At 63.4% G+C, this 26,919-nt stretch carries 27 protein-coding genes; 21 read left to right on the top strand and 6 right to left on the bottom strand.

Features of this window, described 5'->3' with window-relative positions; all coding sequences use genetic code 11:
* Positions 1–82 precede the first annotated feature (82 nt).
* The 7 genes from ACT7DV_RS01565 to ACT7DV_RS01535 all read left to right on the top strand — a co-directional run bounded on the left by ACT7DV_RS01565 (position 83) and on the right by ACT7DV_RS01535 (position 7,784).
* Positions 83–940: an SDR family oxidoreductase gene (locus tag ACT7DV_RS01565; protein WP_444660603.1), complete on the top strand. Its 858-nt coding sequence runs from the start codon at positions 83–85 to the stop codon at positions 938–940.
* Between the two features lie 51 nt (positions 941–991).
* Positions 992–1,858, top strand: a complete 867-nt coding sequence (locus tag ACT7DV_RS01560; RefSeq protein WP_444660602.1) for a biotin--[acetyl-CoA-carboxylase] ligase — start codon at positions 992–994, stop codon at positions 1,856–1,858.
* 85 nt (positions 1,859–1,943) lie between these two features.
* Entirely contained in the window at positions 1,944–2,492 is a 549-nt protein-coding gene (locus tag ACT7DV_RS01555) for a hypothetical protein (protein ID WP_444660601.1), read from the top strand.
* Positions 2,489–3,700 carry an adenylate/guanylate cyclase domain-containing protein gene (locus ACT7DV_RS01550; RefSeq protein ID WP_444660600.1) on the top strand — a complete coding sequence of 404 codons (1,212 nt, stop codon included), beginning with the start codon at positions 2,489–2,491 and terminating at the stop codon, positions 3,698–3,700. Before ACT7DV_RS01555 ends, ACT7DV_RS01550 begins: the two co-directional genes overlap by 4 nt.
* Complete coding sequence (locus ACT7DV_RS01545) at positions 3,700–4,656, top strand: PP2C family protein-serine/threonine phosphatase (RefSeq protein ID WP_444660599.1); 957 nt, start codon at positions 3,700–3,702, stop codon at positions 4,654–4,656. The genes ACT7DV_RS01550 and ACT7DV_RS01545 overlap by 1 nt, the downstream gene beginning before the upstream one ends.
* A 47-nt stretch (positions 4,657–4,703) precedes the next feature.
* Entirely contained in the window at positions 4,704–6,980 is a 2,277-nt protein-coding gene (gene ligA, locus ACT7DV_RS01540; protein ID WP_444660598.1) for an NAD-dependent DNA ligase LigA, read from the top strand.
* 3 nt (positions 6,981–6,983) lie between these two features.
* Positions 6,984–7,784, top strand: coding sequence for an inositol monophosphatase family protein (locus ACT7DV_RS01535; RefSeq protein ID WP_444660597.1), 801 nt, complete (start codon positions 6,984–6,986; stop codon positions 7,782–7,784).
* Here ACT7DV_RS01535 and ACT7DV_RS01530 read toward each other — a convergent pair.
* Positions 7,781–8,392 (bottom strand): hypothetical protein, encoded by a 612-nt coding sequence (locus tag ACT7DV_RS01530; RefSeq protein WP_444660596.1) that lies wholly within the window; start codon positions 8,390–8,392, stop codon positions 7,781–7,783. The genes ACT7DV_RS01535 and ACT7DV_RS01530 overlap by 4 nt on opposite strands.
* A 308-nt stretch (positions 8,393–8,700) precedes the next feature.
* Here ACT7DV_RS01530 and ACT7DV_RS01525 point away from each other — a divergent pair, with 308 nt between their 5' ends.
* The 11 genes from ACT7DV_RS01525 to ACT7DV_RS01475 all read left to right on the top strand — a co-directional run bounded on the left by ACT7DV_RS01525 (position 8,701) and on the right by ACT7DV_RS01475 (position 19,961).
* Positions 8,701–9,399 carry a GntR family transcriptional regulator gene (locus ACT7DV_RS01525; protein ID WP_444660595.1) on the top strand — a complete coding sequence of 233 codons (699 nt, stop codon included), beginning with the start codon at positions 8,701–8,703 and terminating at the stop codon, positions 9,397–9,399.
* 86 nt (positions 9,400–9,485) lie between these two features.
* Positions 9,486–10,991, top strand: a complete 1,506-nt coding sequence (locus tag ACT7DV_RS01520; protein WP_444664749.1) for an amino acid permease — start codon at positions 9,486–9,488, stop codon at positions 10,989–10,991.
* A 243-nt stretch (positions 10,992–11,234) separates the two neighbouring features.
* Positions 11,235–12,221 carry an ornithine cyclodeaminase family protein gene (locus ACT7DV_RS01515; RefSeq protein ID WP_444660594.1) on the top strand — a complete coding sequence of 329 codons (987 nt, stop codon included), beginning with the start codon at positions 11,235–11,237 and terminating at the stop codon, positions 12,219–12,221.
* A gap of 11 nt (positions 12,222–12,232) precedes the next feature.
* Positions 12,233–12,430, top strand: coding sequence for a GntR family transcriptional regulator (locus tag ACT7DV_RS01510; RefSeq protein ID WP_444660593.1), 198 nt, complete (start codon positions 12,233–12,235; stop codon positions 12,428–12,430).
* On the top strand, positions 12,415–12,717 hold the full coding sequence (locus tag ACT7DV_RS01505; protein WP_444664747.1) for an FCD domain-containing protein: 303 nt from the start codon (positions 12,415–12,417) through the stop codon (positions 12,715–12,717). The genes ACT7DV_RS01510 and ACT7DV_RS01505 overlap by 16 nt, the downstream gene beginning before the upstream one ends.
* 194 nt (positions 12,718–12,911) lie before the next feature.
* Positions 12,912–13,910: an ABC transporter permease gene (locus ACT7DV_RS01500; RefSeq protein ID WP_444660592.1), complete on the top strand. Its 999-nt coding sequence runs from the start codon at positions 12,912–12,914 to the stop codon at positions 13,908–13,910.
* A 54-nt stretch (positions 13,911–13,964) separates the two neighbouring features.
* Complete coding sequence (locus ACT7DV_RS01495; RefSeq protein ID WP_444660591.1) at positions 13,965–15,680, top strand: ABC transporter substrate-binding protein; 1,716 nt, start codon at positions 13,965–13,967, stop codon at positions 15,678–15,680.
* A gap of 10 nt (positions 15,681–15,690) precedes the next feature.
* Complete coding sequence (locus ACT7DV_RS01490) at positions 15,691–16,692, top strand: ABC transporter permease (protein ID WP_444660590.1); 1,002 nt, start codon at positions 15,691–15,693, stop codon at positions 16,690–16,692.
* Positions 16,693–16,694: 2 nt separating this feature from the next.
* The gene (locus ACT7DV_RS01485; protein WP_444660589.1) at positions 16,695–17,702 is read left to right on the top strand and encodes an ABC transporter ATP-binding protein; all 1,008 of its coding nucleotides are present in this window, start codon (positions 16,695–16,697) and stop codon (positions 17,700–17,702) included.
* Complete coding sequence (locus ACT7DV_RS01480; RefSeq protein WP_444660588.1) at positions 17,699–18,697, top strand: ABC transporter ATP-binding protein; 999 nt, start codon at positions 17,699–17,701, stop codon at positions 18,695–18,697. Before ACT7DV_RS01485 ends, ACT7DV_RS01480 begins: the two co-directional genes overlap by 4 nt.
* A gap of 40 nt (positions 18,698–18,737) precedes the next feature.
* Positions 18,738–19,961, top strand: coding sequence for an amidohydrolase family protein (locus tag ACT7DV_RS01475; RefSeq protein ID WP_444660587.1), 1,224 nt, complete (start codon positions 18,738–18,740; stop codon positions 19,959–19,961).
* A gap of 635 nt (positions 19,962–20,596) precedes the next feature.
* On the opposite strand, the gene ACT7DV_RS01470 is transcribed toward ACT7DV_RS01475, so the two are convergent.
* Both ACT7DV_RS01470 and ACT7DV_RS01465 read right to left on the bottom strand, forming a co-directional pair.
* Entirely contained in the window at positions 20,597–20,833 is a 237-nt protein-coding gene (locus ACT7DV_RS01470; RefSeq protein ID WP_444660586.1) for a hypothetical protein, read from the bottom strand.
* A 396-nt stretch (positions 20,834–21,229) separates the two neighbouring features.
* Positions 21,230–21,664 (bottom strand): Hsp20/alpha crystallin family protein, encoded by a 435-nt coding sequence (locus ACT7DV_RS01465; protein WP_444660585.1) that lies wholly within the window; start codon positions 21,662–21,664, stop codon positions 21,230–21,232.
* 181 nt (positions 21,665–21,845) lie between these two features.
* Between ACT7DV_RS01465 and ACT7DV_RS01460 the strand changes: the two genes are divergently transcribed.
* Positions 21,846–22,085, top strand: a complete 240-nt coding sequence (locus ACT7DV_RS01460; RefSeq protein ID WP_444660584.1) for a MerR family transcriptional regulator — start codon at positions 21,846–21,848, stop codon at positions 22,083–22,085.
* 342 nt (positions 22,086–22,427) lie between these two features.
* Positions 22,428–23,750 (top strand): YjiH family protein, encoded by a 1,323-nt coding sequence (locus ACT7DV_RS01455; protein WP_444660583.1) that lies wholly within the window; start codon positions 22,428–22,430, stop codon positions 23,748–23,750.
* A 25-nt stretch (positions 23,751–23,775) separates the two neighbouring features.
* On the opposite strand, the gene ACT7DV_RS01450 is transcribed toward ACT7DV_RS01455, so the two are convergent.
* Positions 23,776–24,141, bottom strand: a complete 366-nt coding sequence (locus ACT7DV_RS01450) for a hypothetical protein (protein ID WP_444660582.1) — start codon at positions 24,139–24,141, stop codon at positions 23,776–23,778.
* A gap of 320 nt (positions 24,142–24,461) precedes the next feature.
* On the opposite strand from ACT7DV_RS01450, the gene ACT7DV_RS01445 reads away from it, so the two are divergent.
* A complete protein-coding gene (locus tag ACT7DV_RS01445) occupies positions 24,462–25,928 on the top strand; it encodes a chlorohydrolase family protein (protein ID WP_444660581.1) in 1,467 nt (488 codons plus the stop codon).
* Between the two features lie 95 nt (positions 25,929–26,023).
* On the opposite strand, the gene ACT7DV_RS01440 is transcribed toward ACT7DV_RS01445, so the two are convergent.
* Positions 26,024–26,698, bottom strand: a complete 675-nt coding sequence (locus ACT7DV_RS01440) for an aspartate/glutamate racemase family protein (RefSeq protein ID WP_444660580.1) — start codon at positions 26,696–26,698, stop codon at positions 26,024–26,026.
* Positions 26,688–26,906, bottom strand: coding sequence for a hypothetical protein (locus tag ACT7DV_RS01435; protein WP_444660579.1), 219 nt, complete (start codon positions 26,904–26,906; stop codon positions 26,688–26,690). Before ACT7DV_RS01435 ends, ACT7DV_RS01440 begins: the two co-directional genes overlap by 11 nt.
* Positions 26,907–26,919: the final 13 nt, after the last annotated feature.

Below are 26,919 nucleotides of genomic sequence, written 5' to 3'. Positions count from 1 at the left end.
GGGTCAATATCCAGTGGGTGGCACGCCAGAATAAGTTACTGAAGAGTAGCTTGGCCGGGAGAGTTCGCGTAACCTGTATCACATGACTAGTGAACCCCGCACTGAACTCGCCCCGGTCGAGGCGAGCCTCAAGAACCGCACCATCTTGATGAGCGGCGGAAGCCGCGGCATCGGATTGGCCATAGCCAAAGCAGCCGGAGCACTCGGAGCCAACGTCGTGCTGCTCTCGAAAACCAGCGACCCGCATCCCAGCCTCGAAGGCACCATTCACACCGCAGTTGAAGAAATCAACCAGGCCGGCGGACGCGGCCTGGCCGTCGTGGGCGACGTGCGCATCGACGAGGACGTGCAACGCGCAGTGGCCGAAGCCGTGGCCGCCTTCGGCGGCATCGACATCGTGGTGAACAACGCCTCGGCGATTAACCTGGCCAAGACCGAGCAAGTGGACATGAAGCGCTATGACTTGATGCAGGACATCAACGTGCGCGGAACCTTCCTGCTATCCAAAACCGCGCTGCCTTACCTTCGTGCCTCGCAGCATGCCCATATTCTGACGCTGTCGCCACCGCTGAATCTGGACCCACGCTGGGCAGGGGAGCACCTGGCCTACACGATGGCCAAATACGGCATGTCCCTGACCACCCTTGGATTGGCCGAAGAACTCAAGGACCAAGGCGTTGGAGTGAATTCGCTGTGGCCAGAAACCTTGATCGATACCGCGGCAATCCGCAATCTGCCCGGTGGGCAAAAAATGATCCAGGGCGCCCGCGATGCGCAAATTGTTGCCGATGCCGCCATGGCCATTTTGAGCAGCGATCCCCAAAAGCTCAGCGGCAACTTCTTCACCGACTCGCAGGTGCTGAACTTGGCTGGCGTAGCGGATCTGGAGAAATATTCGCTCAACCCCGACGTGCCGCTGGTCGAGGACATATTCCTTTAAGGAAACTTCGCCAAGAGCGGAGCGGCGTGCCGGTGACATAGGGTTTTAGCTATGGACACTTCCCAGGGCGCCGCCCGCGCAGCCATCGACCCCACGCGTTTTGCCCAGCTCACTGAGCAGCTTTCGCTCGGAGCGGTGGAATTCAAAGAGACCTCGGGGTCAACGAATGCCGACTTGGCGGATCTGGCCAGCCAGGGTCTGGCTGGCCATCTGAGCGTGTACTTCACGGAGCACCAGCAAGCAGGGAAAGGCCGGCTCGGCCGCGCCTGGGTGACGCCGTCTGGCTCTTCGATCACCGTGAGCGTGATGATGGCCCCCGGAGCGAGCGTCCCCACCGAAGCGCTGTCCTGGTACACCATGCTGGCCGCGTTGGCTTGGAGCCGAGCTGCAGAACGCGTCGCCAATGTCCCGGTCCGCATCAAATGGCCCAATGACTTGCTGGCCGGGGAGTTCAAGATTTGCGGCATCCTGGCTCAGATGGTTCCGGCCGGCTCCGGATACGGGGTGGTTGTTGGCACCGGGATGAACGTGGACCAGAGCCGCGAAGAACTTCCGGTCCCCACGGCCACTTCGCTGCGGCTGGCCAGTTCGCACGCCATCGACCGCACCCAATTGCTGGCCGAGTACCTCAAGGAACTGGTGAACCTCGATCGCGGTTTCCGCCAGGTCTCCGGGTCCGTGCAGGTGCCGCTGCCGGGATTCGAGGGCCGGTCCTTGCGCGAAATGGTCAGCGAAAAACTGGCCACCCTGGGCCACGAAGTTCGGGTCGAATTCCCCGACGGCTCAACCCTGGAAGCCACCGCAGTCCAGCTGGCGCCTGACGGAGCACTGGTTTTGGAGGACCGGACGGGGCAGCGGACCAATGTGCTGGCCGGGGACGTGCACCATGTGCGGCGCGCCGATGGAAAGTATGCCTAACCAGCATCGTGCCTAGCACCGGGACTATTATTGAATACACAGACCGAAGAACTGTGTCCAGACAGGAGGGGCGAGGACCTAAACGATGAAGTTGCCGCTGCATGAACGGGAGCGAGTGATTATCAAAACTCGTGAGCACTCCCGAGTACTGCGACAGCCAATCAGCGCCTTTCTCATCCTCACCGCCTTGTGCACGTTCGCCATTGGCTACCTCTCGCGTGACAACCTCTCCGATTGGCTGGCCGACAACGCCGACGTCTGGATGATCGTGGCCGTGGTCCTATGGGCCGCCTTGGTGCTGATCTGGAGCATCGTTCCGTGGATCCGCTGGACGCGCAGCCTGATCGTGCTGACCAGCGAACGGATCATGTACAGGTCCGCCTACAGCCAGGGACAGCTGCAATCTGTAGGATTATTTACGGTTCGCGATCTGGTCGCCTACGCTAAGCAGCACAATGCGATGACGCGCGCGGGAACCTTGGATATCGTCTTGAACCAGGGATATGTGCGAATCGCGCACGTTCCATCCGTCCCGTATTTCCGTTCGCTGGCCATGGAAGCCATGGCGAATCTGCGCGGAAGCCGGGACGCGGCACACACCGAAACGACGAACAGTGAGGGCATGGGGGCATGAGCACCGAGCACAACAATCCACCCCGGGCCGACTCCCCGCAGTCGGCCGCGCAGGCCGCCCGCGAAGCTCGTCAGCATCCTGCCGTCGACAGCCCAGACCAGTCCGATCCAATTTTCGAACTGGCCCAGGCCATGGAGGGCCCGCTGCGCATCCCGGCCCGCACCCCGGATGCCGTGCGCGATAACGTCGCCTCGCTGGAACACCGGCTTATCGGCGGCCAGCGCGAGTTCCGCCGCCGCGAGGTGGCCGCCGAAGCCGGAATTTCCCTGCACTCCGCCCGCAAGCTCTGGCGCGCCATCGGCTTCCCAGAGCTCGGCGACGACGAGGTTTTCTTCACCAAGGCCGACAAAGCCGCGCTGGGCACCATGGTGGACATGGTGCGCGAAGGCAAGCTCACCGAGGAAACGGCGATCTCGCTGATGCGCTCGGTTGGGCAGATGACCGACCGCATGGTCGTCTGGCAAATCGAGGCCCTGGTCGAGGACATGATCGCCAACCAGAACATGTCCGACCGCCAGGCCCGCCGCCAGCTGTTCAGCATGCTGCCCGACATCATTCCGGCCATTGAGGATTTGCTCCTCTACTCCTGGCGCCGGCAACTGAACTCGGCAGTGCACCGGATGGCATTGCGCGTGGAAACCGGTGTCGCCGCCTACAAGCAGGACAGCCCCGAGGCGGACGGCGGGACGCCGCTGCCCTTGGCCCGAGCCGTGGGCTTCGCGGATCTGGTCTCCTACACTTCGCTCTCGCGCCGCATGAACGAGAGAACCCTCGCCCAGCTGGTGCAGCGCTTCGAAGCAAAATGCGCGGAAATCATTTCCGTTGGCGGCGGGCGCCTGGTCAAGACCATCGGCGATGAAGTGCTCTACGTGGCGGAAACCCCGCAGGCCGGCTCGCTCATTGCCTTGTCGCTCTCCCGCGAACTGGCCAAGGACGAGCTGTTCCCGCAAACCCGGGGAGCCGTGGTCTGGGGCCGGGTGCTGTCCCGGCTCGGCGACATTTACGGGCCGACGGTCAACATGGCCGCCCGTCTCACCTCGCTGGCCGAACCCGGAACGGTGCTCACCGATGCCCTGACCGCAAACACCCTGCGCAATGATGCCCGCTTTGTGCTGACCGCCCAAGAAATTACGGCCGTGCGCGGCTTTGGCGACATCCAACCTTACGAACTCTCGCCAGGCGAGGGAGCCGGACTGGTGATTGACTAATGAATAATGAACCGACACCCGTGCCGTTCAACCTGGCTGCCGCCGGAATGACCGACGTTGGACGGCGCCGCACCGAGAACCAGGACCGCATCTTGCTGCATGACATCGTTTATGCAGTGGCCGACGGAATGGGCGGGCACGAGGCCGGGGAAGTAGCCAGCCAGCTCGCGGTCGAAACCATGCAAGAAATCTGCACCTTCGCAAACAAGACCTCGGTACGCAAGCTGCCAACCGTCGCCGAGGTCCAGCGCCAGGTTCAATTGGCCGATGACCGGATTCGCGAAGCCCTGGAAGCCCGCGGCGGCACCACCTTGTGCGCGCTGCTGCAGATCAAGGCCCCTGACCAAGGCCGGGACAATGTCACCGCGCCGATCTCCGCAGTGCCACCTTGGACCTCCAGCTTTTCCATGAAGGTCAACACCGACGTGATCGCCAAGATCACCCCGGAAATGCTCAAGGACCACCAGGATTCGGCAACTCCGGGCACGGCGCCCCTGCCGGTGGTTGCCGAAGAGATACCCAACCTGCTGCTCGTCAACGTGGGCGACTCCCGCGGCTACCGGTTGCGCGATGGCGCCCTGCAGCAGCTGACCCGGGACCACTCGGCTGTCCAGGAAATGGTGGATGCCGGGCAAATCACCGAATCCGAGGCCCGCAATCATCCGCATCGCAACCTGATCACCCGTGCCCTGGGTGCAGGTGCCGAGAGCCAGCCAGATGTCACGGTGCTGCAGCCTCGCATCGGCGACCGCTACCTGTTGTGCAGCGATGGGTTATCCGGCGAGCTGACCGAAGACATCCTGCAGACCATCTTGGTGAACTTCAAGGACCGCAGCGAAGCAGTGCGGGTACTGACCGGGGCGGCCCTGGAAGCCGGTGGCCGGGACAATATCGCGGTGATCGTGATCGACGTGGTGGCTGCAGGAAATCCGGAGCCGGACGCAGAGGAGAACTGAGCTTTCAAGCCTGCGATTCTGGCAGCTGGTGGGGCACAATTGGATACGTGAGTGAAAATGCCGTAACCCCCGTTGAGACCACCAATGCTCCGCCGGAAGCTGACAAGGCCCGCTATGAACAGCTGGTCGAACAGATCCGCACCCATCGCGACGCGTACTACCAAAATGACGCCCCGCTGGTTTCCGACGTCGAATACGATGCGCTGTTCCATGAATTGCGGTTGCTCGAAGCCCAATATCCGATCCTGGCCGGGCAGGATTCACCCACGCAAGAGGTGGGTGGCGAGGTCTCCGCTGCCTTCGCCTCGGTCACTCACGCCAGCCGAATGTACTCGCTGGAAGATGTTTTCTCGCTCGAAGAACTCGACGCGTGGCTGGAACGGGCACAGGCCAACGCCGAGCGCCTGCATCCGCAGACACCGGTCAAGTGGCTGTGCGAGGTCAAGATCGATGGCCTGGCCCTCAACCTGACCTATCGCGAAGGCAAACTGGTGCGCGCCGCCACCCGGGGAGACGGCACCACCGGCGAAGACGTCACCCACAACGCCTTGACCATCAGCGACATTCCGCAGGAATTGACCGGCTCGGGCTGGCCTGCAGAATTCGAGGTGCGCGGTGAAGTCTTCATTGCCACCGATGATTTTAATGCCTACAACGAAGCGCTGATTGCCCAGGGCAAGGCACCCTTGGCGAACCCGCGCAACGCTGCCGCTGGCAGCCTGCGGCAAAAGGATCCCGAACAGACCGCCAAGCGCCCGCTACGCATGTTTGTCCACGGCCTGGGCCGAAGCCGCGACTTCCAGATGACCGAGCAGTCCGAGGCCTATGAGCTCATGCGCGGCTGGGGTCTTCCGGTGTCCCCCTACGGCAGGGTTGTGGGCAGCCGGGCCGAAGCCAAGGACTACATTTCGGAGCATGGCGAAAAGCGCCATGACCTCATCCATGACATCGACGGCATCGTCATCAAGGTCAATGATCTGGCAACCCAGGAACAACTGGGGTACACCTCGCGCGTTCCACGCTGGGCGGTCGCCTACAAGTACCCGCCGGAAGAGGTCCACACCAAGCTCCTGGACATCCAGGTCCAGGTTGGCCGCACCGGACGTGTCACCCCCTTTGGCGTGATGGAACCGGTGCTCGTGGCCGGCTCCACCGTAGCCCGTGCCACCTTGCACAACCAGGAAGTGGTCAAGGCCAAGAACGTAAAAATCGGCGACACCATTATCCTGCGCAAGGCCGGCGACGTCATTCCGGAAATCGTCGGCCCGGTCTTGCCGCTGCGCGACGGCAACACCGGCCTGCGCGATTTTGTCATGCCCACCCACTGCCCGTCCTGCGGCCAGCCATTGGCGCCGGCGAAGGAAGGGGATGTGGACATCCGCTGCCTCAACGCCGAATCCTGCCCGGCGCAGCTCACCGAACGCGTGGCCTACCTTGGCGGGCGCAGCGCGCTGGATATCGAAGCCCTGGGCTATGAAGCCGCCGCCGCATTGACCAGTGGCCCCGGGCAGGACCCGCAGACCCAAGGCGGCGTCATCCTTCCAGCAGGTCCCGGCCCCCTGCATAACGAAGCAGAACTGTTCAACCTCAAGGACAAGCTGGAAGAACTGGGCGAGGTCAAGGTCTGGCGTGAAAAACGCTCCAAGGGCGAGGGCACCGGAAAATTCGAGCTGGTCCCGTATTTCTATTCCAAGGCCACCGCGAAAAAGCCATCTGCACCGACCCGCAGCACGCTAAAGCTGCTTGACGAGCTGGAGAAGGCCAAGGAGAACCCGCTGTGGCGCGTGCTGGTGGCGCTGTCCATCCGCCACGTCGGCCCCAACGCATCACGGGCCATCGCCACCCGCTATGGGTCCATGGATGCGTTGCTTGCCGTCCTGGACTCGGGCGATGCCGTGGCCGAATTGAGCGAAATCGATTCGGTCGGGTCCATCATTGCCGAGGCGCTGGTGGAATGGTTCAAGGTGGACTGGCATCGCGAGATCGTCTCCGCATGGCAAGCCGCCGGCGTGAAGATGAAAGATGAGCAGGACGAGAACATCCCGAAAAATCTGGAAAACCTTGCCATCGTCGTGACCGGGACGCTGGAGAATTATTCGCGGGACACCGCCAAGGAAGCAATTATCGTGCGGGGCGGCAAAGCCACCGGCAGCGTTTCGAAGAAGACGGACTTCCTGGTCGCCGGCGAAGCCGCAGGCTCGAAACTGGACAAGGCGCAATCACTGGGAGTTCCGGTGCTCGACGAAGCCGGCTTTGGAGTGCTTCTAGAACAAGGACCAGACGCCGCGCGCGAGGCAGCCCTCGCCGCACCTACGGAAGGCTAATACATGGACAAGTCAATCAGCCACGACCCGCTGGTACTGGTGGCGCGCCGCGCCGCCGCTGCCGGCGCCGAGGTGCTTTCTCGACGCGACGAATCGCAATTCAACCTCAACGACAAGTCGGCAGCGGGGGACTGGGTCACCGATTTTGACCGTGCCTCGGAAGAAGCCATCCGAGCCACCATTTTGACCTCGCGCCCCAACGACGAATTGACCGGCGAGGAGTTCCCCAGCGCCAAGCCGAGCCACCCCAGCGGTGTGCGCTGGAGCATCGATCCCTTGGACGGAACGACCAACTTCGTCCGCAATATCGCCTACTACTGTTCTTCGGTAGGAGCCTGCCAGCTGGAAGAAGATGGCACCGAAACCTGGGTGGCCGCCGCTATTGTTGCCCCGGCCTTGCAAGTGGAGTATTTCGCGGGCAAATCCCTGGGTGCATGGAAGCACGACCTGCGCACCGGAAAACTGACCCAGCTCACCGGCCCAGTCGACTCGGCAACCAAAATTCTTGGCACCGGGTTCGGCTACGATGCCGAACGCCGCCAGTTCCAAGCCCGCGTCTTGGAAGGCATGCTCGAAGACTACGTCAACGTTCGCCGAATCGGCTCTGCCGCCTTGGACCTGTGCCTCGTTGCCGAGGGCGCATTGGACGCCTACGCCGAATACGGCACCCAGGAGTACGACTGGGCAGCCGGCGCGTTGATTGCCGAGGAAGCCGGATGCCAAGTGGGCCGTCCGGCAGCAAATCCCGGATGGCAGTATGCCGGGCTTGTGGACACCGCAAAGCTGAGCGTACCGGGTAACTAGTACAGCACCAAGGCCATCGCTTCATGCGCGTAGTGGATGGCCACGCCTACGGCAACACCGCCACACACCTGGGTGGCGGTGTGCTGGAAGCTTCGAATGCGGGACCAGGAAAGCACCGCGATGAACAAGAGCAGCCACGGCGTCAGTTGCGGGCTCTGCCCGGCAACTTGCAAGATGGCATACGTACCCACAGCCAGATGCACCGAGACTTTCCACCAGATGTTGATGATGGCCACCACCAGCAGTCCCAACAACATGCACAGGACCTCGCGGAAAATGCCGGCGCCGGCGTCCATCAGCCACAACACCAGCAAGCCGCCGAGGATCAAGCCGGAAGTCATCGCGTAAATACCGTGGCGCTGGCGGCGCACGGTGACATGCAAATCCGTGACCCTGCCGCGCAGTTTTGCCATCACCAGCAGCAACCACGGGATTACCGTGGTGAAGAGGGCGGCCACTATCGCCCCGGCCCAGCTTATGCTTGCATCGCGCAAGGGCGAGAGCGCCAGCAAGAGCGTGCCCAGGATAATAGGCGACAAGATGTGCGAAACCAGCAGCGCAGCATTCTTCGCCGCGGCTGATTGGCTTGGTGCTGAAACCTGCTGCATGGAGGTTGATAGCCTTGCTCGATAGGGTTTGACGATCGGTGACTCGCCCCTTCCACACTAGCAAGAGCTGCTTGCGGCACGTGCCTTCAAGGGCGCTTCCAGAACGCCAGGTCAATAACAACTGGCATCGCCGCAGGCATTTCCGAGGGCAGTGAAATCCCAGACGCCGTCGTTCATTGCGCAATTCGATGATTTCATCTGCCAGCCAGTTCGCCGTCAACCGGAGCGCAGCAGAGTTTTATGAGCGACTCCGTTGACTGTTCCCGCTAGGCCGGCTTCTTTTAAGCGACAATTGCAGTGGAAAGCATGTGGGAAAGCGGGTGAATGGCTTGGCAGATAAGGACTTCGAACCGGAGTCGGTGCGCGTCATCGAGCAGATTCGGAACGAGATCATCGATGGGGTGCGCAAACCGGGCAGCCGTCTGGTCGAGCGCGACCTTGCGGAGGATCTGGGAGTCAGCCGGTTGCCGATCCGCGACGCCCTGCGCGTCCTGGTGGCCGAGGGGCTCGTGACGCCGCGCCCGCGCAGCTGGGCCACGGTGCGCGAATTCACCGCCTCGGATGTAGCCGACCTGCACGAGGTGCGTGGCGCGCTGGAAACGATGTCTTTTGCTTTGGCCGCGCAACGCCATACCCGCGAAGGACTGGCACAATTGCGCGAGGTGCTCGAGGTGGAAATCGCGGCCGCCGCGGCGCAGGACTTCACCACGGCCCGCCGCGCCGGGGCGAACTTCCATGAGGTGGTTATCAGCATGGCGGGCAATGACCTGCTCTTGGAGCTCCAGACCTCCCTGGCCCCGCGGATGCGCTGGGTGCTGGCGCAGCACGACGACCTGGAGAAGATGGCCCACGAGCACGAGCTGCTTTATAACGCCATCGCGGAACGCAATGTCGGGCTGGTCAAGCGCTTGGCCGAACAGCATTTGGACACGAGCCGCGGAAGCCTGGCCGACAAGCGGGCCCGCGAAGACGGCGCGGATTCCACGACGGAACTTCAGCAGCCGTAGAAAATCAATCGGTTAGTCCGGGATCTCGGACGATCGGTGCAATTTCCTCGCTGCGGCAAGCCTGTGAGCAGGGTTACATGGAGAGGATGGTCTGCCAAGGGCCGTCTGCCAGCGTCCGCAATCCGAGGAGTGTCGTGAGAACCAGCCAACCCGCCCAGAGCCTCAAGCGAGGCCTCAGTACCAGGCATATCCGTTTCATAGCCCTCGGATCCGCCATCGGCACCGGGCTGTTCTACGGTTCCGCCGGAGCCATCCAGATGGCCGGACCTGCGGTGCTGCTGGCCTATATCGTCGGCGGCGCGGTGGTCTTCATGGTGATGCGCGCCTTGGGCGAGATGGCCGTGCGCAACCCGATCGCGGGGTCCTTCGGCTCCTACGCCACGCGCTACGTGGGGCGCTTTGCCGGTTTTGTCACCGGGTGGACCTATACCTTCGAGATGTTCGTCGTGGCCCTGGCCGATGTGACGGCTTTCGGGGTGTATATGGGCTTCTGGTTCCCCAATGTGGAGCGGTGGATCTGGATCCTTGCGGTGGTCTTCTTCATCGCCGCGGTCAACCTGCTCTCCGTGAAGGTCTTCGGCGAGCTGGAGTTCTGGTTCTCGCTGATCAAGGTCGTGGCGATCATCGCGATGATCGCTGGCGGCATCGCGGTGATCGTCTTCGGCCTGGGCAACCAGTCCGAGGGTGCCGCAGGCATCTCCAACCTGTTCTCCCATGACGGCTTCATGCCGCACGGCGTGATGGGCGTGCTCATGTGCTTCACCATTGTGATGTTCGCTTTCGGCGGCACCGAGGTCATCGGCATCACCGCGGGAGAGGCAAAGAATCCGCGCAAGGTTATTCCCGAGGCCATCAACTCGGTGCCGGTGCGCATCCTGCTCTTCTACGTGCTGACACTGGGCGTGATCATGTCGATCCAGCCATGGAATACCATCAACGGCGAGGAAAGCCCCTTCGTCTCGATCTTCTCCAGCATCGGCCTTTCTTCGGCTGCCCACGTGCTGAACTTCATCGTGATCACCGCAGCGCTCTCGGCGATCAATGCGGATATCTTCGGCGCCGGCCGCATGATCCACGGCATGGCCCGGCAGGGCCAGGCCCCGATGGTCTTCACCAAGACCACCGCTAACGGCGTGCCGTGGGTGACCTCGCTGTCGATGATCGTGGCCCTGCTGATCGGCGTGGTGCTCAATATCTGGTTCGAGGACCAGATTTTCTTCCTGATCGCGGCCCTGGCCACTTTCGCCACAGTCGTGGTGTGGCTGATGATCCTGCTCTCCCATATCGGCATGAAGCGCGAGCTGGCGCGCAAGGGCCTGGCCTCCGCGGGCTTCCAGATTCCTTTCTGGCCGCTGGGCAGCTACATCGCGGTGGCCTTCATGGTCTTCGTGATTGTCATGATCGGCGTGGTGCCCGATACCCGCAGCGCGCTGGTCACCGGAGCCATCTGGGTCGCGGCGCTCGGTGCTTGCTACTGGTTCTTCGTGCGCGGCAAGCGCGTACCGGAAATCGACGAATTCGATGCGGACTCGGATGGGGTGCCCGAGCACGGAGACAGTGTCGGCCAGCAGGCCGATGGGCAGCGTTCCTAAGAGCGCCAGGTCCTTGCAGGGGCCACGGGTACGGCATTGCGCCGTACCCGTGGCCCCTTTGCTTTTGCGCCAGCCGTTGGGTTTCTTGGATGCGCCCAGATGTTTGGTATACCTGCAATGAAACGTGGATTCGATAGGGTCAAGGGATCCTTGCGGTTACTTGCCCAAATGGCTACCTTTTGGAATACCAAATAGGCTACAGTGTGATCGTGAAAGCATCACACTGTTTGAAAGAAGCAACCAATGACCCTCATGCTTAACGCCTCGACGCTCCAGGCTGTGCTCGATATGCGTTCCACGGTCCAAGCTGTCGACCGGATCTTCGGAGATCTGGCAAGGGGCACCGCGGCTCAGCCGACGCCATCGGCCATGGCAGTGCCGAGCGCGGATTCGAGCTTCATAGTCATGCCCAGCGTGGCCTCCGAACAGGGGCTGGCCAGCGTCAAGCTGCTTGCCGATATCCCCTCCAATGCCCAGCGCGGCCTTCCCTCGCAGCGTTCGCTGATCATGCTGGCCGACCACGTCACCGGCGGCCCGCTGGCCATCCTCGATGGCAAGGTCCCCACCCGGATCCGCACCGCCGCGGCCACCGCGGTGGCCACGAAATACCTGGCCCGCCCGGACAGCACGGTGCTGGGGCTGATTGGCGCCGGCGCCCTCGCGGTGGCCCATGTCGAGGCCATGCTGTGCGTGCTGCCCTTCACCAAGGTTGTGGTGTGGTCGCGGACCGAACAGCGCATTGCAGAATTCAGCCAGGCCGTGGCCGGCCATGGCCTGGAGGTGGTGGCAGCGCCGAGCCCCGAAGCCGTGGTGGCCTTCTGTGATGTGCTGTGCACGCTCACTCCATCGGTGGAACCGATTGTGCAGGGACAATGGTTCCAGCCTGGCCAACATATCAATGCCGTCGGTGCCCGGCCGCGTCCGGGCGAACGCGAGATCGATGGAATCGGCATGGCCCGATCCAGGGTCTTCGTCGACCATGTGGGCACCGCCCAGGCCAAGTCGGGCGACTATCTGGTGGCGCTCGCCGAAGGCGCGATCGCCGCCGATGCAATCGCGGGGGAGCTGGGGCAGGTGGTCGCAGGCAAGCTGGCCGGCCGACGCGACCGCCAGGAGATCACCCTGTTCAATTCGGTGGGCATCGGCGCACTGGATTTGGCGATCGGCCGCCTGGCCTACGACCGGGCCGTGGAGCAACGCCTGGGCCAGGACGTGGACCTTTCGCTCTAAGGAGTGGAACTATGCCCGGGCACGGCTTTGAGCCGGAGCCGGCGAGGATCGCTGAAGCGATCCGCGCCAGGATCCTTGATGGCACCTGCCCGCCAGGCAGCAGGCTGGTGGAAGGGGGCATCGCCGAGGAGCTCGGCATGAGCCGCCTGCCCGATCCGGCAACGGGGCGGCTGTCCGCCAGGCAGGTGCTTCTATCCATGAATGCGTGAACCAACTTGCCGGCAATGGCCTCCTGCTTGAATTGCACTCGGCGCTCTCCGCCCGGATGCGCTGGCTGCTTGTGCAGCATGATGACCCGCAGTCTATTGGGCGTGAGCATGCGGAACTCTTTGCGGCCCTCGTGGCGCGGGATGAGGAGAAATCGCTTTATTGGTATCCCATCATCGCGCCACCAGTCGCCGAAGCATCACACGGCTGGCAGCTGCCCCGGTTGCCTTGCGGAACTCCTGAATGCTGTTCCGTGTTGCTGTCTTTGTTGATTTTCTGTTGTAAATGACTAGCTCAAGCGGTCTTTGCACTAGTGCCCTGGGGCGCCGGCGATTACCTTCAGGCGCTACTGAAGCGTGAGCGGTACCTTGCTCCGAAGGTCGCGCTGTCAAAGAATTCCCATTTTGGTATTCCAAATGTTGTCATTTTGGTATACGGTTTTGGTGTTAGCTGGATCACTCGCAAATGCAAAGGGGATGGGACATGACCGCCATGGCCTCGACGAACTCGACGCCCGCCACAGCCAAGACCGTGGCCACGGGGCGATCCCTGCTGGCTACCGCATGGATGCGAATTCGACGCAGCAAGATCGCCATGGCCAGCCTGGCGGTGGTGGTGGCCATGGTGTTGTTCGCCATCCTCGCCCCGGTGCTCGTGGCCATCGAGGGGCAGGACCCGAATACCACGAACACCGGCCCCGAAGTGCTGGACAACTTCTACACTCCGGGCCTTCCACTGCCGCAGTACATGTACCCCAGTGCCGAGCACTGGCTGGGCGTCGAGCCTGGACTGGGCCGCGACCTGTTCGCACGCCTGGCCTACGGAGCACGGGTCTCCCTGGTGATCGCGCTGCTGGCCACGCTGGTCTCAGTAGTGCTGGGAACCGTGCTCGGTGCGGCCGCAGGCTACTTCGGCGGCAAGATCGACATGGTCATCAGCCGCATCATGGACCTGTTCCTGGCCTTCCCGCACCTGCTGCTGGTGCTCTCGATCGCGCCGATCCTGCAGTCGCGGCTGGCCGGCACGGCCCTGGGCAGCGGATCCTTCGTCCCGATCGCCTCCTTGGTGATCGTGCTCGGATTCTTCGGCTGGGCCTACTTGGCCCGAGTGGTGCGGGGCCAGGTGCTGACCATCCGCCAGCAGGAGTTCATCGACGCCGCGCAGTCCTACGGCAGCTCGCACCGCTCGATGATCTTCAAGCAGGTGATCCCCAACGTCACCGGCGTGGTCTTGGTCTACGCCACGATGATGATCCCCACGAACATCACCGCCGAGGCCGCCCTGTCCTTCCTCGGCGTCGGGGTCAAGGACCCGACCCCCTCCTGGGGGCAGATGCTCAACGCCGCCCAGGCGGGCAACTGGTATCTGAGCGATCCCTGGTTCCTCGCGGTGCCCAGCATCGCGCTGATCATCACGGTGCTGTCCTTCAATCTGCTCGGCGACGCCCTGCGCGATGCCCTCGACCCCAAATCCTCTCGATAGCGCCCTGCGCAACCGTCCAAAGATCAACTCGCGCATTTCCCAGGAGGAACCCAAATGAAGATGCGAGCAACAAAAATGCTGGCCGCGGCCGCTGTGGTCGCGTTCGGCCTCACCGCCTGCTCAGGCGCAGGAACATCCAAGAATCCCGCTGGATCCCAAGCCGATCCCTACGCCCCGGTCGTTGTGGAGCAGGGATTCTCGCAGAAGGGCGGCACGGTGAACGTGCTGATGTCCTCGGACTTCGCCACCCTTGACCCGGGCAACTCGAACTACGTCCAGACCGCCAATGTGGGACAGCTCTACTACCGCACGCTGACCATGGCCAAGGAGACCGCGGGCCAGCCGCCGGAAATCGTCCCGGATCTGGCCACGGACACTGGAAAAGTGTCCAAGGACGGCTTGACCTGGACTTTCACCCTTAAGGACGGGTTGAAGTACGAGGACGGGACATCGATCACCGCGCAGGACATCAAATACGGCGTGGAGCGCACCTACGCCCGAGACGTCTACACCCAGGCGCCCCAGGAGTTGAACTCCGCACTGACCCACGATGATTACAAGGGCCCCTACAAGGGAGGGGACTTCAAGGCCATCGAGACCCCGGATGAGAAAACCGTCGTCTTCCACCTCAAGCAGCCATTCGCCGAATTCCCGGCGCTGGTCTCGCGCTCGAACACCGCACCGGTGCCCGAGGAAAAAGATACCAAGCAGGACTACAGCAACCACCCGGTCTCCTCGGGCCCCTACAAGATCAAGAGCTACGACCGTGGCCGCGAACTGGTCCTGGAGCGCAACAAGAACTGGGATCCGGCCACTGATCCGAACCGCCCCGCGCTGCCCGACGAGTTCCAATTCTCGCTCTCCACCTCCCAATCGACGATCTCGCAGAAGCTGATCTCTGACGCGGATCCCAACGCAATCACGCTGGACTCCAACGGGGCCCTGCAAGCCTCCGATGCCGCGCGGCTGAACGACGAGAAGATCGCCGCGCGCACCGCCGGCGGCTTCCTGGGCTGCATCGACACGCTGAACCTGAACACCGAGACCATCACAGACCCCGAGATCCGCAAGGCCATCGCGCTGTCCATCGACCGCAGCTCCATCCAGGTGCAATACGGCGGAGCCCGCTTCGGCCAGCTGGTCAACAGCCAGCTGACCGAGAAGATGGCCGGGATCACCGAGCAGAAATCGGATCTGGACCCGTCAGGCAAGCCCAAGCTCGAGGAAGCTAAGGCCCTGCTGGAGGGCAAGGAAGCGCCGAAGAAGCTTGTCTACGGCTACTCGAACGCCACCGAGCGCTACAAGAACGTCGGCACCGTGCTGCAGCAGAACCTGAAGGAACTGGGCATCGAGCTGGAGCTGCGCCCGATTCCCGCGGCCAACTACTACACCACGCTGGCTGGCAAGGGCATGCCCGACATTGCCCGCGCCGGATGGTGCGGCGGCGCCGACTCCTCCTCGGCACGCATGACGGTGGACCCGAACCTGGGGCCATCCCTGGATGGCAAGACCTACGGATTCAGCAACATCCCGCGCTTCTACGACGAGGATTTGTCCCAGCGCATGTACGAGCTGCGCGGGGCCAGCGGCACCGCCGAAGAGCTCGGTGCCCAGTGGTCGCAGGTCTACAACGAGGTGATGGCCACCTATCCGCTGATCCCGACCATCCACAGCTACACCAACTCGGTGGTCGGATCCAAGATCCGCAACGCGCAGGTCGGCTACTTCTTCGGGGCCATCGACCTGAACTCCGTGGGCGTCGAGCAGTAGGGCTTCGATCATGACCGGTTTCCTCTTGCGCAGGCTCGGCGCGATGCTCATCTTGCTGCTCGTCGTCAGCTTCATCACCTTCACCCTGTTCCAGTTCGGTCCCGCCGACCCGGCGGCGGCTTCCTGCGGCCAGGAGTGCACCCCGGAGCGTGTCGAGCAAGCACGCATCGCGCTGGGACTGGATCAGCCCTTCTTCGTGCAGTACGCGGCCTTCCTCTCCGGCCTCATTGGTCCCCGGATGCTCGGGGCGCCGGGAGCCGAGCAGGTCTGTGCGTGGCCCTGCCTGGGCAAGAGCTTCCAGACCAACGAAAATGTCACCGACATGATCGCCAACGCGCTGCCCTACACGGTGTCGCTCACCGTGGGCGCGGTAGTGCTGTGGACCGCGGTGGGCGTGGGGCTGGGGCTGTTCGCGGCCCTGCGCAAGGGGAAACTGGCCGACCGGCTCATCGTGGGGGCCTCCTCCTTCGGGGTGTCGCTACCGATCCCGGTCACCGGACTGGTGCTGCTGCTGGTTTTCGTCGGCATCCTGGGCTGGCTGCCCTTCACCACCAATGAAATCCGCTCGCCCTTCGGCCCGGCCGGGTTCCTCGCCTGGATTAGCAACTACCTGCTGGCCTGGGTCGCCCTGGCGGTGCTCTTCTCGGCGCAGTATGTGCGCATCACCCGCAACAACATGATCGAGACCTTCTCCGAGGACTTCATGCGCACCGCCCGGGCTAAGGGCCTGGGCCGCGGCACCATCGTCTTCAAGCACGGGGTGCGCGCGGGCATCACCCCGATCGTGACCATGCTGGGACTGGACCTGGGCGCCATGCTCGGCGGTGCGGTGCTGACCGAGCAGATCTTCTCCGTCCCGGGGCTCGGATTCACCGCCGTGCGCGCGGCGACCAGCGGAGACCTGCCGGTGACCATGGCCATCACGATGCTGGCGGCCTTCTTCATCATTCTTTTCAACGTGATCGTGGACGTGTCCTACGCATTCATTGATCCCCGAGTGCGGGTGAACTAGCTATGGAGCCAATGCTCAGCGTCAAGAACCTCTCGGTGCGATTCCCCACCGACGACGGAATGGTAGCTGCCCTGAACGGCATGGACCTGCAGCTGCATCGCGGGGAAACCGTCGGCCTGGTCGGCGAGTCCGGCTCCGGCAAGTCCGTGACCAGCCAGGCCATCATGGGCCTGTTCAAGGAATCCAAGGCGGAGGTCTCCGGGCAGATCAGCTTCGAGGGCACGGACCTGCTCGCCCTGGGCGAGGACCGGATGCGCGCCTTCCGCGGCAAGAAGATCGGCATGATCTTCCAGGACCCGCTCTCGGCCATGCACCCCTTCTATACCGTGGGCTCGCAGATCGGCGAAGCCTACCGGGTGCACAACACGGTCTCGAGGAAGGCAGCCAAGCAGGTGGCCATCGACATGCTCGGGCGCGTGGGCATCCCGGACCCGAAGAACCGCGCCAATAGCTACCCGCACGAATTCTCCGGCGGCATGCGCCAGCGCGCGATGATCGCCATGGCCTTGGTCTGCGAACCGGAGCTGTTGATCGCCGATGAACCAACCACAGCCCTGGACGTGACCGTGCAGGCGCAGATCCTGGATTTGATCTCCGGGCTGCAGGCCGAGACGAATTCCGCGGTCATCTTCGTCACCCATGACCTGGGCGTGGTGGCCCAGCTGTGCCAGCGGGTCGTGGTGATGTACGGCGGGCAGTGCGTGGAGCAGGCCAGCGTGCGCGAGATCTTCACCTCGCCCTCGCACCCCTACACCCGCGGGCTGATGGCCTCGATGCCGCACCTGACCGGGGAAGACGACCGGCTCACCCCGATCCCCGGCTCGCCGCCGGCGCTGCTGGACCTGCCGCCGGGCTGCATCTTCGCGGACCGCTGCGACGTTGCTGCCCTGGTTCCGGGCAACCGCTGCCAAACCGAGCGCCCGCAGCTGTTGTCCACCGGCGAGCACGCGGCCCGCTGCCATGCACATGAAATGGGCTTGCTGCCCGCAACGATCAAGGCGAAGGCATGAACACACCACTGCTCGAAGTGAGCGAACTGCGCAAGCACTTCCCGATCAAGGGCGCCTTCGGGCGCACCGCGGGCGCGGTGAAGGCCGTGGACTCGGTGAGCTTCACCCTGCAACGCGGCACCACCCTGGGCCTGGTCGGCGAATCCGGCTGCGGCAAATCCACCACCGGCAAGGTGCTGATGCGTCTGCTGGATCCCACCAGCGGCAGCATCAAGCTCGATGGCCAGGAGATCTCCTCCTTCAAGGGAAAGGAGCTGAACGCCTTCCGGCGCCGGGTGCAGATGGTGTTCCAGAACCCGGCCTCTTCGCTGAATCCGCGCATGTCCATCGGTGCGGCGATTGCCTCGCCGATGGTGGAACAGGGGATCAGGCCGCCGGGCGGGGTCAAGGCCAAGGTCCACGACCTGATGGATCGGGTCGGCCTGCGCCCCGAGCATGCCAACCGCTTTCCGCATGAATTCTCCGGCGGGCAGCGCCAGCGCATCGGCATCGCCCGCGCCCTGGCCTTGGACCCGGACGTGGTGATCTGCGACGAGCCGGTTTCCGCCCTGGATGTCTCGGTCCAGGCGCAGGTGGTCAACCTGCTCAAGGACATTCAGCGCGACACCGGGATCTCCTACATCTTCATCGCCCACGACTTGGCCGTGGTCAAGCACATGGCCGACGAGGTAGCGGTGATGTACCTGGGCAAGATCATGGAACAGGGACCCAATAAGCGGATCTTCGCAGATCCCCGCCATCCCTACACCCGAGCGCTGCTCTCCGCGGTGCCCAGCATCGATCTCGACGCGGCGCTGACCGAGCGCATCCGGCTGGGCGGGGATCTGCCCAGCCCCAGCAACCCGCCCTCTGGCTGCGTCTTCCGCACCCGGTGCCCAGCGCATGCGCTGCTGCCGGCAGCTCAGCAGTCGCGCTGCGCCTCCGAGGTGCCGGCCGGAGAAGTGGCCTGCCATTTCCCGGCCGCCCCGCTGGCCGTGCCGGCCGCGCGCGGCTAGCCTCTAGAAGAACACCACACCATTGAAAGGAACCTGAACAGTGCTCATCAGCAATGCCCGCCCGTGGGCCGGCGACCCCAGCGATATCCTGGTCGAGGAGAGGAAGATCGCCTCGATCACCGCCCACGACCCATCGCGCCAGCTGGACGCGGGCGATGTGGACGGCCGCGGCCGGATCCTGATCCCGGCTTTCTCGGACGTGCACGTCCACCTGGATTCCACCCGCATTGGCCTGCCCTTCCGCGAGCACACCGGCCGGCCGGGTGTCTGGGGGATGATGAGCAATGACCGGGAGAATTGGCGCGATGCCGAAATCGGGATCACCGAGCGCGTGGCCGGCACCCTGGAACGGATGATCGCTCGCGGCACCACCCGCGTGCGTTCCTTCGCCCAGGTGGATGTGGATACCAAACTGGAAAAGTACGAGGCCGTCGTCGCGGCGAAAGAGAAGTTCGCGAACGAGGCCGAGGTGCAGATCATGGTCTTCCCGCAGGCCGGCATCCTGCGCGAGCCGGGCACCGAAAGGTACCTGGAAGACGCGCTGAAGGCCGGCGCCGACGTGATGGGCGGCATCGACCCCTGCGAGCTTGACCGCGACCCGGTCCGGCACCTCGACGTGGTCTTCGGCCTGGCCGAGAAGTACCAGGTGGAGGTGGATATCCACCTGCACGAGCACGGCACCCAGGGGGTCTTCTCAGCGGAGTTGATCGCCGAGCGCACCCGAGCGCTGGGCATGCAGGGCAAGGTCAACCTGTCGCACGCCTATGAGCTGGGCAGCGTCAACGAGGCCACCAGCCGGCGGCTGGTCGAAACCTTCGCCGAGCTGGATATCTCGTTGACCTCGGTGGCCCCGAGCACCTCGAACCACCTGCCGCTGGTGCAGCTCACCGAGGCCGGGGTGCGCTTCGGCCTGGGCGAAGACGGCCAGCGCGACTATTGGAGCCCCTACGGCAACTGCGACCTGCTGGATCGGACCTGGCAGCTGGCCTTCGTCAACGGCTTCCGCAAGGACGAGCTGATCGAGCACGCCCTGGCCGTGGCCACCATCGGCGGCGCCTCGATCATGAGCCATGAGGTGCCGCGCCTGGCATCGGTGGCCGACCGCCCGGGCGTGGCCGTGGGCGACCGAGCCGAGCTGGTGCTGGTGGACGGCGAGAGCATCGCCTCCACCGTGATGGACCGCGGCACCGACCGCACCGTCATCCACGACGGGCGCGTTGTCGCCGACGGGCTGAAGGTGCTCTCGGTGGCGGACAGCTACTAGAAAATAGGCAGCTCAATGCCAACGGCCGGGCGGGAATGCGAGTCCCGCCGGCCGTTGCCTATGGTCGATTTCGATACCGCCGATACTATCTGGCCGCTGCCGGAGCAGTCCTTCGGCATCGGCCCTGTGGTGTAGATTTTGCGCTAGTGCGTGTGCCAGGTTCCCGGCTTTTTGATCCATAAGCACCAGGGAAAATTGCCTGAGCTGGAAGCCCTAAGGAGTGAGGGAGAGCCGTTTGCCGCTTGTTCGCAACGTCATCATTTTGACGCTCGCAAACATTGGCAAAGGTGGCCCGCGCACAGCCTTCCGGTTGCAGACGGGAAATGTTGCAACCAGACCGAGGGAACATGCCACCGCACACAAGCCCTGAAGCCGAACCTGCCGCCACAGGTGCCTGCTTTTGGGCCAAGCGCCATTCTTTCAGCCGGACCTTTCCTTGAGCTGCTGGCGGCAGGTCCGCTGATTCCGTGCGCTTCGGATTTCGAAGGACAGAACCTGGTTACACGTGGCGCGTCTGTAGTGGCACGTCCCCTTTAATTGCGGCCTTCGTGCTTCCCAAGGAGTGCGGAGCCTTGCCGCGCCGCAGCACTTCGTTCCCGATGTTCAGCGATCGGGGCGCTCTGAGCGTGCGGGTTCTAGGCGCCTTTTCTTTGACCTGTTCCGTAGAGCTCGTCGCTGATCTGGTCAATGAGTCCTTGAACCCGATGGGCTTTGTCTTGCCAGTATTTAGTACCCTCGTGAATCTGTGGGGTATCCGCGCTGGCGTTCGATTCGATGAGCTCAATGAAGTGATCCCGGTACGTGCAGAGGGACGTAAACAGGTCATCGAGCTGATCGTCATCAAGCTGGACGTGCAGCCACCTTTGAAGCACAGCATGGCTCCTTTCTGGTTGTACCATCAGGGGTGCGCCCGGCGCTGTTCGGGCGCACCCCCCCTGAATGACCACTGGTGAGTTTCGCTCATCAGGCACGGTGTGCTGGAGGTGAGCGGGAGTAGACCCTGAGCGGCTTGGATCTGCCCAATGTCTGTTCACTGGCCCTGGAATGGCTCGTTTCTTCCGGACACCGCTGACTGGGTCGCGGAACACCGTCGATCGCACTGCATTGGCGCGTCCGAGGCGGTTGGCCTTGACGGACTGCGGTGGATAGCTCGAGCTCGTACATGGCCAAAAGCAGTTCGTCATCAATAGCCAACGGGTGGAACGCCGGGTGTGTGAGGTCAGGCATGGCGCATCATCTCCATACATGTTCACAGGGAGCCTGCAGGGCTAGCTGGTGATTTCTTTCGGATCCTCGGGGCGCTTGGCTGCGGCGACTTGGATGCGGCGGGGCTTGGCGCTCTCGGCGAGGGCGATGTCCAGGCGCAGCACCCCATCAACGTAGGTGGCCTGGATGCTTTCGGTATCCAGATGGTCGCCGAGCACGAGCTCTCGGGTGAAGTGGCCCCACAAGCGTTCCGAGCCGGTGAGGTGCTGCCGGCCTTCGGGCTTGGCACGTTCAGCGCGGATCGTCAGGATGTTCTTTTCCACTGCCATGTCGATCTGGTCAGCGTCGACTCCCGGGAGGTCGAATTCAGCATGGAAGCCTTCGTTGTCCCTCCACGCCTCCATGGGCATCGGATGGACTGGCTCGGTGCTGAGCTGGGTGTTGAAAGCACGCTGTACCAGGCGGTCGAAATCGCGAAGTACCTCGGTCTGCATCATCTGAACTCATTCCTTTCTCGCTTGGCGGTTTGTGATGGTGCAATTCACTTTCCGCTAGATCTATGTCTAGCGATGTAGATTTTATAGCATGGAGTTCATGGGCAGGCAAGCAACTTGAGGGGAAAAAGTGGCAAAAAATTCTACGGCTGTTGGCAGTGTTATTCCTTCGTATTCAATCGCCATGGCAGCTAGGAGCGTGGGGGTGAGCGTGCAGACAGTGAGGCTCTATGAGCTACGTGGCTTGATCTCCCCGTGGCGTACCGCTGGCGGTACCCGAAGATACCGCGAGGAAGATTTGGCAAGGCTGAAACAGATTACTGTGCTGACCGATCGCGGAGTGAATTTGGCTGGTATTGGCATCATTCTGGAACTGGAAGCTGAAAACGATGCGCTGAGAAACCGGTTGGATGCCCGGCCCTAGGGCAAGGCCGCAGGCTGAACAATAATCCCGGAGGAACAGTGCGCCTCCCATCTCTTTCAACTGCGGAATTCGATGACTGCGGAAAGCCCATCGGGCCAAGTAGGGCCCGCCTGCCGAACCTGCCAGGGCCTTGGCGTTTGCTGGCGGCCCTGCGCGGCCAGTTGCCGGACCTCGGGCAATCAGATCCCAAGTTATTGGCAAATCGCCGACTCTCGGAGGGGAAATCCTGGGGTAGAAGTGCATCAATCCGGCATCCCGGACAATAGGTGCGTTGTGGCCCACATCAACCCCGGAGCATCGGCTTAGATAGTTCGAAGTCACTATGCACAAAGGGGTTGCACCATGCCGAGCACCGTAGAAACCAGAGAACCGACCAAGCCGTGGGATGTGCTGAGGTTTGTCCTCTATAGCGGGATCGGCATTGTCGTATTCTTCCTTCCGGTCACCCTCAACGGCAAGAGCACCATAGCGCTGGACCACATTGTTTCTTGGGTCCGCGAAGCCATTGGCGCCGGCGTGCCCTATTACATCCTGGCACTGCTGGCCGCCGGCACCATCTTGCCCTTCGCCACCGGCGGCTGGCGCAAGTCGCCTCTGCGCGGCTTCTTTGCCTTCGCCAATGTGGTGGGCTTGGCCGTCGGCGCAGGGCTGGTCTTCGGGGTCGCTCCGGCCTGGCTCATGGAAAAGGACATGGGCCCGTTCCTGCTTAATTCCTTGGTGGTTCCGGTGGGACTGATTGTGCCGATCGGCGCAATTTTCCTGGCCATGCTGGTCAGCTACGGGCTGATGGAATTCATCGGGGTCTTCTGCCAGCCGATCATGAAACCGCTGTGGCGCACGCCCGGCCGTTCCGCGGTTGACGCGGTAGCTTCCTTCGTCGGCAGCTACTCGCTGGGCCTGCTGCTGACCGACCGCATGTACCGCTCGGGGCGCTACACCGGGCGCGAGGCGGCCATTATCGCCACCGGTTTCTCCACGGTGTCCGCCAGCTTCATGGTGATCGTGGCCAAGGCGCTGGATTTGATGGAGCACTGGAGTACCTACTTCTGGCTCGCCTTGGTGGTTACCTTCGCGGTCACCGCGATCTCGGTGCGGATCCCGCCGCTCTCGCGCATCCCGGATGATACCTACCAGAACATCGAGCACATCCAGGAAGAAAAGGTCACCGGCAACCGCTTTGCCAAGGCCTTCGACGAAGCCATGCTGGCTTTGCACCGGGCGCCGGGACTGTGGCGCAACATCGGCGAGAACATCCTGGACGGGTTGAAGATGGCGATGGCGATCCTGCCCTCGATCCTCTCCATCGGCCTGCTGGGACTGGTGCTGGCCCGTTTCACCCCCGTCTTCACCTGGCTGGGCTACCTGTTCGCACCGTTTGCCTGGGTGGTAGGACTGGATGACCCGTTGCTGGCCGGCAAGGCCTCGGCCACCGGCATCGCCGAAATGTTCCTTCCTGCCACCCTGGCCGCGGGTCACGAGTCCTTGGAACTTCGCATGGTCATCGCCATTATCTGCGTCTCGGCGATCATCTTCTTCTCCGCCCTGGTGCCGTGCATCCTGGCCACCAGCATCCCGGTGAAGCTGTGGCAGATGGTGGTGATCTGGTTCCAGCGCGTGGCATTGAGCATCCTGATTGCCACCCCGCTGGTGAACCTGGTCCTCTAGCGGTGTCCTGCGGGAAGCTGGCCCCCTAGTAGCCTTCGTGCATCGCCGCCATGTCTTCCAGGCCCGGCAGGTGGTAGCCGCGGTGCTCATCCCAGGGGACATCGATCTCGTCGAGGGAGACGTCCCATTGGGCCTCGGGAAGGGCTTGGCGCAGCGCGGTCAGCGCCGCCAGCCAATGCAGCAGGCAGGGGGCCATTTCTACGGGGTCCGGGGAGATCTTGGTGGAGCCGTTGAGCACCTCGTTGCCGCGCTGGGCCGGATAGAAATACAACGTCTCGCCATCGAATTCGAAGGCGTCGTTATGGCTTCGGGCGAGGGCCATCAACTGCTGGTGCTCGTCCTCGCTCAGCGCGGTGGCGCGGGTTGCGGTGTAGTACAGGGAAGTCGACATGCACCTAGCCTAGGCGATCACCAAGTAGCAGCAAGGATCCAGGTCCGGCGCGTGCTTCCAGGCATCAACCATTAGGTATACCAAATAAACGCGATGTTGAGGCTTCTGCCAATCAGAGCATTCACAAGGGGCCAGATTGCGGCCGGCGGGCATCATTAGAAGTATCGTGATAAAAGGGGGCAGGGCGAGAAACCCCTGGGAGGACGCCGGCGAATTAGCCGCAAACGCGGTATACCAAAATTCGTGGAACGTCGATAAGCTGGATCAGCGAGGGCCAGTTCAGGGCCCCGCCATCCCACGTGTTCCAAGGAGTCTCAGATATGGGCCAGATAACCCGCGTCCGCGCGGCATTTGTCATCGGATACCAGGACGGCGACCACTGCATCTGGCCGGGGGGCGAGCTGGTGCACGAGGACGGCACCGTGCTCTTTGTCGGCCGCGGCTACGCCGGGAGCGTGGACATCGAAGTGGATGCAGGCAACGCCATCGTCTCGCCGGGATTCATCGACCTGAATGCGCTTTCGGATATCGACCATGCGATCTTCGACTCCTTCACCGGCGGCGACCTGCGCCGCGGCCTTGCCTGGTCCGAGGAGTATCTGCACGACCATGCGGCGGTTTTCACCGAGGAAGAAGAGGCCTTCCGCCGCCGCTTTGCCATCAGCCAACTGGTGCGCAACGGCATCACGACGATCATGCCCATCGCCGCGGAGACCTACAAGCCGTGGTGCGAGGACTACGCGGACATGGCCCAGATGGCCCGGGCCGTCGAGGAGCTGGGACTGCGCGCCTACCTCGGGCCCAGCTACCGCACCCATGTGCCCTACACCGATGGTGCCGGCCCGCTGCTGCACGAAGACGAGGCCAAGGGCCTGGACGGGCTGGAGCAGGCGATCGCCTTCTGCCGGGACTTCGAGAACACAGCGAACGGGCTGATCCGCACCGCTCTGCTGCCGGCCCGCATCGAGACCCAGACCGAGCGAACCTTGAGGCTCACCCGCCAGGCCGCCGACGAGCTCGGAGTTCCGGTGCGCCTGCACGCAGCGCAGGGGCTTTTCGAGGTGCAGACCCTGTTCGAGCGCACCGGCATGCGGCCGCTGCCCTACCTGCATTCGCTCGGATTCCTCACCGAGCGCACCTTCATCCCGCATGCCTGGACGGTGCCGGGCAACCGGCATATGCCCGAGGAGTACGGGCAAGGTGGCGACTTGGCATTGCTGGCGCAGTCCGGCGCCTCGGTAATCTTCTGCCCGATCCCCACCGCCCATTACGGTGTCTGCCTCGAGGACTTTGATTCCTACCGCGAGCAAGGTGTGCGGGTGGTGCTGGGCACCGACTCCGCCCCGCCGAACATGATTCGCGCCATGGACCTGGCCATGGGGATGACCAAGGCGCACACCGGCTCGGTCACCAGCGCGCAGGGGCGGGACCTTTTCCGCGCAGCCACCCTGGAGCCGTCCGAGGCGTTGGGCCGCGAGGACCTGGGCCGGTTGGCACCGGGTGCGCAGGCGGACTACTTCGTCCTGGACCTCGACGGCACCCACATCGGCCCGCATGCCGACCCGATCCGCACGCTCATCATGAATTGCGATGGCCGCGATATCACCCGCGTGGTGGTGGCCGGACGTACCATCGTCGAGGACAAGCAGATCCAGACCGTGGATACCAGCGATTACCAGCAGCGGGCCCAGGCCTTCCTCGAAAAGTACATGGCGGCGTTCAGCAACAGCGACTACAAGCGCCGTCCTGCCAGCGAGCTGTTCCCGCCGAGCTTCCCAGTGCTCTAGGTCCAGTGCTGCGGACATGTTGGCTGCAGGGCGAAAGCAAGCCGCAAACAAAGCGCGGAGCAGCGCGAAGGCGGAAGCGGCTTGCCCGGGGCTGCTCAGCGGGCCAGAAGCCGCTGGACGCGGGCGATGGCCGCCGGGATCGGTTCGATGATCGCGGCGCTGCCGGTCTCCCGCAACCGGCGGGCGGTCTCGCTCAACGGCCCGCCGGCGATGATTACCGCCTCGGCCCCGGCCGCCACCGCGGCCCCGGTGGCCTCGCGCAGCTGGGCCTCCTGCTCGTCGGGATCAGCAGCCAACTCCAATGGGGCGCTGCGGGTGAGGAAGACCCCCAGGAATTCCGCAGAGCACCCATAGTGCTCCACCAGGGCGGTCAGCGACCCGGCCAACTCGTGGGTGGTGGTGGCCATCGCGAACTTCCGCCCGCCGGCCGCGGCCTCCAGGATAGCGGCCTGGCCGATCCCGACCACCGGGATTTCGAGCAGCTGATCGAGCTCATCACGGCCCGGGTCGCCGATCGCCGAGACGACCACGGCATCGAGAGTTTCGGGGGCCAATTCCGAGACCAGTTCCACGACCGCCTGCGCGGAGTCGGCCAGCGCCACCGGCTCGATGATCATCGACGGCCCGCGGTGCACGGTGGCCCCGTGCACGCTGGCCGCGGGATGCCCGGCCAGGCTCGAAGAACCCGGCTTGGCCATCATGGCAGTTGTGGCCTCATTGGTGTTCGGATTGACCAGAACGATCCTGACCGTGCGGCGATCAGTGCCCATAGACGGCATCGTCATCCTCCTGGAGCGGCTTGCCGAAGGTTTCGCGAAGGAACTGGACGCTGATGGCCAGGATCACGAACAGCCCGGCCACCATCGAGAACATCGCGCCGCTGACGCCACTGCGTTGACGCGTGGTGTTGTTCTGCACCGCCTCGGGCATGCTGCCGCGGGACGTGGAGCAATTGACTTCCGAAAGTGGGGTGGACATGGGACCGGGCTTT

Origin of the sequence: Glutamicibacter sp. TV12E (assembly GCF_052441935.1) — a bacterium.
GTDB lineage: Bacteria > Actinomycetota > Actinomycetes > Actinomycetales > Micrococcaceae > Glutamicibacter.
The sequence above is the reverse complement of the archived record's forward strand: the minus strand, read 5'-3'. Positions and strand labels throughout refer to the sequence as shown.